Here is a 10,494-nt window from a genome sequence, read left to right as displayed (position 1 = left end):
GCTTTTGGGGAAATAAGTAAAGCTCAGAGATGTAAGGCTTACAGATTTATTGGCGAAGTTACCTATAGATAGGCTTTCTTTGTTTGAATCGCCTTTTGTACTCGGTTGTAATAGAGCTGCTTTAGCTATCCCTTGCATTTTATTCTCCTTAAGAAAGAAACAGTTTGGATTGTTGGTAATCAATTTGACTATGCTGTTGCCAAAGAGTTCTATCAATAGGAACAAGTGTGTTAGGAATATTAACTATTCGAGACCAGAGCCTGCAAAAATACCAACAGGCTGCTTTCAGTAGCCGCTGAATTTGGCTTTAGCTTCCTATAACTGTACCGAAGCAGACTCAAGAATAGTGTATTGGTAGGTGCCAATATTTCTTATTTCTAAGGTTCCCTGTCCCGATAGATTTAGATAGGGAATCAGAAAGGTTGCTTGATATCTGGTGGTTTTTTTCTTGTCTCTCCGAAAGCCTAATTGCTTGAAATTCTGATTCGAGGATGAGGGCATGGACCATAAAACAGACTCCATTGAGCCTTGATCCAAAAAACCGAATTGTACAGCATGATTGTAAATATGAGACTCTAGTCTATCTCTTGCTTTGGTTTGATCATAGGTGCTTGCAATTTTCATTGGAGAGGATAAATAATCAAAACTAAGGAGAGCTGTTCCATCGTTCAAAATGACGATAAAACCAATATTTTCACTCTGGTCAACAATGCCTTCGGGATCAGCTGAAAACTGAATAAAGTAAACTTTACTTATTCTTCTCTCTTTGAGGTCTCTATCAATCTTCAGGGTGGTTTCAGAGTTAGCAGCGGCCAGTTGTAAATATTGCTCAAGATTCTCAGGCCTGGTGTAGCCACGAATTTGTCGAGTTTTTTTACTACCTGTACTATCTGTATAGGTAAAAGTGTCTGGCCCAATGATTTCTACGGTCGCCCAAGTCCAGGAGCAGAATGAAAATATAAAAAAAAGCAAAGGGTATAGTTTATTAAACATGAAGTTTCTCGTATAAAAAAGTTTGTAGCATTTTCTGGCTACAAATAACAACAAGACGAAGACGTCAATATAGTCATACTTCCTTAAAAATACCAAATGTTTCAAAGGAATGCGCTGATGCCTGGCGCTTGAACCAGAGTTATGTGTTACTATGAGTGCCGATTAGCAGTGATGGATGGATAGAATGTTTCTGTCCAGTAGTCAAATAGGTGACAAAGCATGGTTTCCTATAGTCTTTTCGCAAGAACTTTCTTTACCCTTGCACTTGGATATTTAGCCATGAATGCTAACGCAGATGATGATTTGGCTGATAGCATCACCGAGTACAGTGTTACTTTTGATGAGTTATACGATGAAATTGTCGTCGCACATCGACAAGGGGATAGTTGCCACCTTATTATTTCACATTCTCTCGGTTCCTATACACACCCGGCACAGTCACTAAAGCCAAGTGTTGCAATTATCCTCCCTGAAACTATTTATAGGAAAAACTCGCTTTTTAGTATGGAGCTCTGGCCGGCTTCTTACTCTTTAAATCAAAATCGGTTGTTGTCTCCTTCCTTAGATCAAGGCGTAGTGACTCATGAGCCTCTTCAAGAGTTTTCACCCGAGACATTAATTCAAATGTCATCTACTGAGGGTGATCAACGATCTGGCTTCCCCCTTGCCCTCCCGATAGGACCCATTGAAATCCAAAACCAGGATCAGTTATATGTGATTGACCCCATTCTTAAAGATCCAACAGTTACTATTTCCGGGAGCACTGCTTCATCCAGTGTTGAAAATGAACCAGCATCACGAAAACGACCAGCTTCAGGCAAAAGTGCCATTAAGGAGGCCTCGCGACCGAAGCTGATAAGAACCGAGTCTCATGCAAAGTCATTAACTGATGCCACCCCGGGACTGCTACCTCCGGAAGAAGAGTCCTCCCATGGTGCTGCTTCTGAAAGATCTACTATAAGTGAGCACGATCACTATCACTTTCATATCACAGGGCAACTTCTTTTAGGTATTGAGCCCCCACGCACATCAAAATCAAAAAAAAAGATGAGAGAAAAAACGGTTACTATTCCAGTAACGATACTTGTCAGCGCCAACACTGCAGAGGGAACAGCTCAGATAGACTCCCTTTCATCTAATGACTCAAAGTATGCAATTAATATATTCCGCAAACCGCCTCAAGCCAGCTCGTCAGTCAAATTATTGCCGGATAATAACCTTCAGGAAACCTGGAAGGTAGTAAAGAGGCGGGCAATTAGAAAGATCCGGGAAGAGCTTATTTACCCGAAAGTTTTTGGTGTCAGTCAGATAATAGAGTCCTACCCCTCATCAGACGCCAAAACAATATGGGTGATGCCAAAAATAAAATTACAGGTCATTGATGAAATTGATTCCATAAGCTCTGTAGTAAATATGTTCATAGAATCCAGCCCTTAACTTCAATTTCCTGCCCAGTCAAATGTAGAAAAGCCCTCTTTGCAATGCTTTTGTGTTTTTCCGCTTTAGCGTATCAACCGAAACCATGATTCTGCTGTAACCCGTGTTGTCAGGTATAATGTGTCGTTTTGTTTCGGTAATCCGTGATAAAAAGTGAAAGATCCTGTTTTCAATCCATGTTTTCTGATGCCAAGCATTGATATACTGGCCGGGCAAATGAGGAGGGGAAGTCCATAGGAAACCGTTAAAACTGTCAGGTTTCGATGGGTTCTTCATTGATGTTTTGATCTGCACGACAGACGTTTCTGTTCAGAGCAGTAACGAAAAACAGAGCCGGTTAACCGGTCAGGGTCCTGAAGGCTGTTCTTCAGAGATCGTAATACTTTGAAGCTTGCAAATCCGGAGTCTGTTGGAGCTGTGCTTTGGGCACGACAGGTATCTGGACCGAACATGGGAGTTGGGGAGCGCAATGCCATTAATTCGTGAAGAGGATCTGATTGAGAGCGTAGCTGACGCTCTGCAATTTATCTCCTGTTATCATCCGCTGGACTTTATTCACGCTGTTCATGATGCCTGGAAGAAAGAGCCCTCCAAGGCAGCCAAAGACGCCATGGCCCAGATTCTGATTAATTCCAGAATGTGTGCCATGGGTAAACGACCCATTTGTCAGGATACCGGTATTGTTACTGTCTTTCTCAAAATCGGTATGAATGTCCGCTTCGAAAGTGACCGAAGTGTCGAGGATATGGTGAATGAAGGTGTTCGCCGTGCCTACACGCACCCGGAAAATGTTCTCCGTGCCTCCGTTTTGGAAGATCCGGCAGGTGCCCGTAAAAATACCAGAGACAACACACCTGCTGTTATCCATATGACTTTGGTGCCAGGGGATACTGTTGATGTCCAGGTGGCAGCCAAAGGAGGCGGTTCTGAGAACAAGTCCAAGCTGGCTATGCTTAACCCGTCTGATGATATTGTTGAGTGGGTCAGGAAAACTGTGCCAACGATGGGTGCGGGCTGGTGTCCTCCGGGTATGCTGGGCATTGGTATCGGTGGTACGGCCGAAAAAGCCATGGTGCTGGCCAAGGAATCCCTGATGGAACCTATCGATATTCATGAACTCAGAGAGCGCGGACCCGGTAACCGGGTTGAAGAACTGCGTTTGGAGATCATGGATGCCGTTAATAGTCTGGGTATTGGTGCACAGGGTCTGGGCGGTCTCACCACAGTGCTTGATATCAAAATCAAGGATTACCCGACTCATGCTGCTTCTCTGCCTGTAGCGATGATTCCAAACTGTGCTGCTACACGACATGCACATTTTGTACTGGACGGCAGTGGCCCCGTGATTCAGGAAGCTCCGAGTCTGGATGATTACCCTGAAGTCGCTCTGGATATGAGTGAAGGGGTGCGAAAAGTCAATGTTGACGACATCTCAAAAGAAGAGATCAAAGGCTGGAAACCCGGTGACACAGTACTGCTGTCAGGAAAAATCCTGACGGGTCGCGATGCTGCCCACAAGCGCATGGTTGATATGATGTCCTGTGGTGAAGAGCTGCCTGTTGATTTGAAAGGTCGCTTTATTTATTACGTAGGACCTGTTGATCCGGTTCGTGATGAAGTGGTTGGTCCGGCGGGTCCGACGACTTCTACCCGTATGGACAAATTTACCCGCACTATGCTGGAGCAGACAGGTCTGGCTGGAATGATTGGCAAGGCTGAACGGGGTGATGCTGCGATTGATGCGATCAGGGATAACGAATCTGTCTATCTGATCGCCGTGGGTGGAGCCGCCTATCTGGTTTCCCAGGCTGTCAAGAAAGCAGAAGTGGTTGCCTTCCCTGAGCTGGGGATGGAAGCCATCTACGAATTTGAGGTCAAGGATATGCCAGTGACCGTAGCGGTGGATCACACCGGTGATTCTGTCCACAAAACCGGACCACAAATCTGGAAGCAGAAAATTGAAGAGCAGGTTCTTGATATCAAATAAGTGTTCAGGCGCCTGAATTGGGTCAGCTTCCTGGGGCTGGCCTTGTTTCATTCGTTTCTTTATTCCTCCGTTTTCTCTCTCCTGATGACTTTTTACCCACTTTATGGGTTTGCCGAGTCTTCTTCCTTGCCTGATTAAATGCTGTCAATAATGCCGTAATCTGGATGTCAGACCAGAGAAAAGCGGGGTTCTATAATCAATTTATAAGACCGTTCAGTAAGGGCGAATTATGGTTGACGATTCTGATCAGGGTGATGAGCCCACTTCAGGTCCGGGAAATCTTGAAAAAGGTGAGTTTCTTTTTTTCTGGAAGAGCTTGTTTGCAAGGGTTAAACGGTTTTTCTCTGACAGGGAAGTCATTCTCAGAATAGATGATGATTCCAGAGTCGTACGGGCTAATTTGTTGAACCTTCAGATTGAAGATCGATTTGAGCACTTCTGGATTGAAGAGCGGGCAGAGGGTGTTGAAGAAGACGGTGATTCTGATTCGGTCGTTGGGCACGAGCTGTTTTCAGAGCTACTGGCTGCTGAAGAAGAGTGGATAAGATTGCAACGGATCAGGAATCAATTCCGGAAAAACAACGATTAGGGGCAACTGCTTTTGCGTCCCTGGCAAATCGCTAAAGAAGGCCTGTCTGCTTCTGCTCACAGGCCTTTCGTTCATTCAGGAGTCAAAAAAGGTAAACTGAACGTCTACCGTTTTTTACAGAGCCTGAATCGCTTTGAGCTGTTCATCCAAACGTTCTCTGGCAGCCAGGGCTTCGGCCAACTTTCCGCGCTCTTTTTCAACCACTTCGGGTTTGGCGTTGTTGATGAACTTTTCATTGGCCAGTTTGCCTTCAAAGCGCTGAACCTCCTTATTCAGTCGTTCAACTGCTTTGCTCAGACGGGCTGCTTCCTTGTCCTTGTCGATCAGGCCAGCCATCGGTACCAAAACTTCCATCTTGCCGACCAATTGAGTGGTTGACATAGGCGCTTCTTCGTCAGAGTTCAGTGCACGAATGTCTGACAATTTAGCCAAAGACTTAAGAAAAGTGCTGTTTTCATCAAGACGACGATAGTCGTCAGAAGAGAGGTTGCGCAGCAGTACATTCAGTTCACGACTAGGGCCAATATTGAGTTCAGCACGGATATTGCGGATGCCGGTGATAAAGCCTTTCAGCCATTCGATGTCCTGCTCGGCAGTTTCGTCCAGCTTGCTTTCATCAAAAGTCGGGTAGCTCTGCAGCATCAGGGTTTCACCTTTAACGCCGGCTTCTTTCTTGATGTTCTGCCAGATCTCTTCAGTAATAAACGGCATGAATGGGTGAGCCAGACGCATAATGGTTTCCAGAACCCGAACCAGTGTACGACGGGTTCCACGTTTCAGGGCTTCGGAAGCGTCTTCATTCCATAGCACAGGCTTGGAAAGCTCCAGATACCAGGCACAGTATTCATTCCAGATGAAGTCGTACAGATTCTGGGAGGCGTGATCCAGACGGAAGTCCGTCAGGTTCTTTTCAAGTTGGGCTTCCAGACGTTGCAGTCGGGAAATAACCCACTTGTCCGCCAGGGTCAGTTCAATGTCCTCACCATGCTGGCCACAGTCCTCACCCTTAGTGTTCATCTGAACGTAGTTGGCTGCGTTCCAGATCTTGTTGCAGAAGTTTCTATAACCTTCCAGACGTTTCATATCCCAGTTAATGTCACGACCGGTAGAAGCCAGTGAGTAGAGGGTGTAACGCAGAGCGTCAGTACCGTGCGCCGCTATGCCTTCAGTGAAGGTTTTACGGGTACGTTTTTCAATTTTTGCCGCCAGTTGTGGCTGCATCATATTGCCGGTGCGTTTTTCAACCAGATCTTCCAGACTGATGCCGTCGATCATATCCAGAGGGTCCAGCACGTTACCCTTGGACTTGGACATCTTGTCGCCATTCTCATCACGAATCAGGCCGGTCATATAGACGTACTTGAAGGGTACCTGAGGGTTGCCGTCTTCATCTTTGACAAAATGCATGGTCATCATGATCATCCGGGCAACCCAGAAGAAAATGATGTCAAAACCGGAAACCAGAACATCTGTGGGGTGGAAGGTTTTCAGACGCTCTGTGTTTTCAGGCCAGCCCAGGGTGCCAAAAGTCCAGAGTGCAGCAGAGAACCAGGTATCCAGCACGTCGTCGTCCTGTCTCAGGCTGACTCCGGCCGGAATGTTGTTTTCCTGTCGTACGTCTTCTTCACTGCGACCTACATAAACATTCCCTTTTTCATCATACCAGGCTGGAATGCGGTGGCCCCACCAGAGTTGGCGGGAGATACACCAGTCCTGGATATCCTGCATCCAGGAAAAGTACATGTTTTCGTACTGTTTGGGGACAAACTGAATGCGGCCATCTTTAACCGCTTCAATGGCAGGTTTTGCCAGCGGCTCGGCACGGACAAACCACTGATCCGTTAGCAGAGGTTCGATGACAACGTCTGAACGGTCGCCGTATGGCACCATCAGTTCGTGATCCTTGATCTCTTCCAGTAGCCCGGCTGCTTCAAAGTCAGCGATGATGGCTCTACGTGCGGCAAAACGCTCCATGCCACGGTATTTCTCAGGGATGGGGGCGTCAATGTCGTGATTGTTGGAACCATCAATGTTAAAGACTTCACCCCGTTCACTGATATGCCCTTCCAGAGTCATGACATTGATCATGGGCAGACCGCAACGCTTACCCACTTCGTTATCGTTGAAGTCATGAGCTGGAGTGATTTTTACACAACCTGTGCCTTTTTCTATGTCAGCATGTTCATCGGCAACGACAGGAATACGACGGTTGACCAGTGGCAGAATAATGTCTTTTCCGATCAGGCTCTTGTAGCGTTCGTCTTCGGGATTAACGGCAACACCTGTGTCCCCCAGCATGGTTTCCGGACGGGTTGTGGCGACCACAATGTAGTCTTTGCCTTCTGCGGTTTTTTCGCCATCAGCCAGAGGGTAACGCAAGTGCCACATGTGACCCCTGACATCCTTGTTCAGCACTTCCAGATCAGAGATGGCGGTATGAAGTTTGGGGTCCCAGTTGACCAGGCGTTTGCCACGATAGATCAGATTGTCTTTGTATAGGCGAACGAATACTTCCTGAACAGCTTTGTAGAAGCCTTTGTCCATGGTGAAGCGTTCATTGTCCCAGTCAACAGAGGCTCCGAGACGACGCAGCTGACGGGTGATGTTATCACCGGACTTTTCTTTCCATTCCCAGATCTTGTCGGTAAAGGCTGCACGGCCGAAATCGTGACGTGTCTTGCCTTCTTCAGCCTGCACTTTACGCTCTACCACCATCTGTGTAGCAATACCGGCATGGTCAGTACCCACCTGCCACAGGGTATTACTGCCTTTCATGCGCTGGTAACGAATCAGGGCGTCCATAATAGAGTCCTGAAAAGCATGACCCATATGCAGACTGCCGGTGACATTGGGCGGTGGAATCATGATGGAGTAGGGAGAGCCCTTGCCGGAGGGGGCAAAGTAGCCTTTTTCTTCCCAGGTCTGATACCAGCTGCGCTCAATCGCGTGAGGGTTAAACGTTTTTTCCATAACTACAGGGTTCTGACAGGTTCTGATCTAAACCGCGCAGTATACACGGAACAGGCAGGGCAGTGTTAATCCGACAGATTTTCGGGCATCTGGTCCAGAAGATGATCCAGGTAGTTGTTTAGCTCGCGGTTCAGCTGAGCTTCGACCCTGACCAGCTCTTCATCAATGATTTCCCGGATGAGCAGTCGGGCCTGTTTGCGTAGCCGGGTTTTCAGTTCTGATTGTTTGACGCCGCGGTTAAGCGGAGGTTTCAGAGTAGGCGGTTCCTGCGGTTCAGTCTGTTGATAATTCTCTGTGACATCCAGAATTGTGACAGTCTGTCTGGTTTCTTCCTGGTCAGCAAGGTCGGTGAGAACAGGGATGTGTTGATTGAGATGATCATTACGATCTATCTCATCCTTTAAGAGGGTTTTCAGTCTTTCCTGTTCATCCAGCAGACCTTCCGTCTTTTTCTGGCTCATGTGCTTTACCCGCTAATGGCTTTAACCCTGTATTTGGTGGGTTTCTGGCTGGATGCCGTCTGCAACGTAAGCCCTGAACTTTTCACGGAGAACCTCAACCGGACCCGGACTCTGATCAACAATTTCGCAAGTTCGGACAAAGTTTTTGTAAAAGGCCGGAATTTGATTGGACAGATTGATCAGCAGGGTGTTGTCGTCCATCGATTTCGGTGGTTTATATCCCAGGGTGATCGGCGCCCCCGTGGCTTTGCTGTTGATGATCTGGTGCGGCAGGAAACTATCTTCACGCCACTCCCAAAGCAGTCGGTCGAGAGTTTCGCACTGGATGTCATTATCCGTATGAATATGAACAGCCATACCATTACGCCACGCTCTGTCGGTCAACCGACAGGCGAATTTTTTAACGGCTTGTGCTGACTGCTGTTGCAGCAAATAGAAGGTTACTCGGGACATGAGGTTGAGTGTAATGGGAAATGATGCTGGTTGAAAGGTCGCTGACTTCTATCCGTCGTGAGTCGGATATTGAAAGCTGCGTTGAAGCTTTTCCGAAAGCGGGGTTGTGAGTCTCCATCGATCCGCAACCCCAAAGAGTATTAAAGCTGGTTAAGCAGATATTGAATCAGCATGGGGACGGGGCGACCGGTAGCGCCTTTGGCTTTACCGGAAGTCCATGCCGTACCGGCGATGTCCAGGTGAGCCCATGGGTAGCTTTCTGTAAAGCGCGCCAGGAAACAGGCGGCTGTGATGGTGCCAGCCGAACGGCCACCGATGTTGGCCATATCGGCAAAGTTGGAATCCAGCTGAGCCTGGTACTCTTCACCCATTGGCAGCTGCCAGGCTTGGTCAGAAGCGTCTTTGGAGGCTTTCAGCAGTGCTTCAGCCAGCTCATCATTGTTACTCAGAAGACCGGTGGTGTGGTGACCCAGGGCAATGACGCAGGCACCTGTAAGTGTGGCAACATCGATCACAGCTTTGGGCTTGTAACGCTCAGCGTAGGTCAGAGCGTCGCAGAGTACCAGGCGGCCTTCGGCGTCGGTATTAAGGATCTCAATGGTCTGACCCGACATTGAGGTTACGATGTCGCCCGGACGGGTAGCGTTGCCACTGGGCATATTCTCGGCGGCGGCGACCATGCCCACGATATTGATGGGCAGGTTCAGTGCCAGAATGGTCTGCATGGCGCCAAAAATACTGGCTGCACCACACATGTCGAATTTCATTTCGTCCATGGCGGCCCCTGGCTTCAGGGAAATACCACCAGTATCAAAGGTGATGCCTTTACCCAGCAGGACTATTGGTTTCTCGCCACGTTTGCCGCCTTTGTAGTCCATCAGGATCAACTTGGATTCCTGATCGGAGCCCTGGCCTACGGAAAGCAGAGAGTTCATACCCAGATCAGACATCTGTTTTTCGCCCAGAATCTTGGCGGTCATCCTGGCATGGGATTTCGCCAAAGCTTTGGCCTGGTCTGCCAGATAAGTCGGGTGGCAGACGTTGCCAGGCAGGTTGCCCAGAGTTCGAGCCAGGTTACGGCCTTCACCAATGGCCTGGCCTTCAGCAATAGCCTGATTCAGAGCTTTTGCCTGTTTGCGCTCAGCCAGAAACGTGACCTTCTTCAATGTCAGTGCATCGGCACTTTTGCTCTTGAACTCGTCGAACCGGTAGAATGCATAGACAACGGCTTCTACCAGCTGGCGAACTTTCCAGCTGTGGTCCTTGCCATCTACATCGATATCTTCCAGAGACACCAGTGCGTCTTTGGCAGAGGCCGTCTTCAGTTCAGAGGCAACGGCTTGGGCGAGCTTGATGAACTCACTTTCTTTCAGGGGTGCTTTTCCTTCGCCGGTCGCACAGAGCAAAATTCGCTCAGAGGGGATTTCCGGAACGTGCTGGAGCAACAGGGTCTGACCTGCCTTGTACTTGAGGTCGCCACGTTTGACAATGTTGTCGATGGCACCCTTGCTGGCCTCGTTTACGGCTGATGCTGAGGCGGTAAGCTTTTTCTTCTGCACACCCAGAACCAGGCAGGCAGTTTTCTGCTTCTCTACCGCTCCGCT

Annotated in this window: 8 protein-coding genes; 3 read left to right on the top strand and 5 right to left on the bottom strand. The window is 48.2% G+C overall.

What is annotated here, in order from left to right:
- Positions 1-315 precede the first annotated feature (315 nt).
- Positions 316-993 (bottom strand): hypothetical protein, encoded by a 678-nt coding sequence (locus tag KDK18_RS07150; RefSeq protein WP_257254193.1) that lies wholly within the window; start codon positions 991-993, stop codon positions 316-318.
- Between the two features lie 219 nt (positions 994-1,212).
- Between KDK18_RS07150 and KDK18_RS07145 the strand changes: the two genes are divergently transcribed.
- The 3 genes from KDK18_RS07145 to KDK18_RS07135 all read left to right on the top strand — a co-directional run bounded on the left by KDK18_RS07145 (position 1,213) and on the right by KDK18_RS07135 (position 5,006).
- A complete protein-coding gene (locus tag KDK18_RS07145; RefSeq protein ID WP_257254192.1) occupies positions 1,213-2,430 on the top strand; it encodes a hypothetical protein in 1,218 nt (405 codons plus the stop codon).
- 469 nt (positions 2,431-2,899) lie between these two features.
- Positions 2,900-4,417: a fumarate hydratase gene (locus tag KDK18_RS07140; protein ID WP_257254191.1), complete on the top strand. Its 1,518-nt coding sequence runs from the start codon at positions 2,900-2,902 to the stop codon at positions 4,415-4,417.
- Positions 4,418-4,646: 229 nt separating this feature from the next.
- Positions 4,647-5,006 (top strand): hypothetical protein, encoded by a 360-nt coding sequence (locus KDK18_RS07135; RefSeq protein WP_257254190.1) that lies wholly within the window; start codon positions 4,647-4,649, stop codon positions 5,004-5,006.
- Between the two features lie 114 nt (positions 5,007-5,120).
- Here KDK18_RS07135 and KDK18_RS07130 read toward each other — a convergent pair whose 3' ends face one another.
- The 4 genes from KDK18_RS07130 to KDK18_RS07115 all read right to left on the bottom strand — a co-directional run.
- Complete coding sequence (locus KDK18_RS07130; protein WP_257254189.1) at positions 5,121-7,976, bottom strand: valine--tRNA ligase; 2,856 nt, start codon at positions 7,974-7,976, stop codon at positions 5,121-5,123.
- A 65-nt stretch (positions 7,977-8,041) separates the two neighbouring features.
- Entirely contained in the window at positions 8,042-8,437 is a 396-nt protein-coding gene (locus KDK18_RS07125) for a hypothetical protein (RefSeq protein WP_257254186.1), read from the bottom strand.
- A gap of 21 nt (positions 8,438-8,458) precedes the next feature.
- Positions 8,459-8,890 carry a DNA polymerase III subunit chi gene (locus KDK18_RS07120; RefSeq protein ID WP_257254185.1) on the bottom strand — a complete coding sequence of 144 codons (432 nt, stop codon included), beginning with the start codon at positions 8,888-8,890 and terminating at the stop codon, positions 8,459-8,461.
- Positions 8,891-9,030: 140 nt separating this feature from the next.
- A partial coding sequence (locus KDK18_RS07115) for a leucyl aminopeptidase (RefSeq protein ID WP_257254184.1) occupies positions 9,031-10,494 on the bottom strand: 1,464 nt, incomplete at its 5' end.

This window comes from Endozoicomonas sp. SESOKO3 (assembly GCF_024606255.1).
The sequence above is the reverse complement of the archived record's forward strand: the minus strand, read 5'-3'. Positions and strand labels throughout refer to the sequence as shown.

Bases quoted from the DNA above. Each gene is read 5' to 3' on its own strand.
- KDK18_RS07150 (WP_257254193.1), bottom strand. From the start codon at position 993: ATGTTTAATAAACTATACCCTTTGCTTTTTTTTATATTTTCATTCTGC.
- KDK18_RS07145 (WP_257254192.1), top strand. From the start codon at position 1,213: ATGGTTTCCTATAGTCTTTTCGCAAGAACTTTCTTTACCCTTGCACTT.
- KDK18_RS07140 (WP_257254191.1), top strand. From the start codon at position 2,900: ATGCCATTAATTCGTGAAGAGGATCTGATTGAGAGCGTAGCTGACGCT.
- KDK18_RS07135 (WP_257254190.1), top strand. From the start codon at position 4,647: ATGGTTGACGATTCTGATCAGGGTGATGAGCCCACTTCAGGTCCGGGA.
- KDK18_RS07130 (WP_257254189.1), bottom strand. From the start codon at position 7,976: ATGGAAAAAACGTTTAACCCTCACGCGATTGAGCGCAGCTGGTATCAG.
- KDK18_RS07125 (WP_257254186.1), bottom strand. From the start codon at position 8,437: ATGAGCCAGAAAAAGACGGAAGGTCTGCTGGATGAACAGGAAAGACTG.
- KDK18_RS07120 (WP_257254185.1), bottom strand. From the start codon at position 8,890: ATGTCCCGAGTAACCTTCTATTTGCTGCAACAGCAGTCAGCACAAGCC.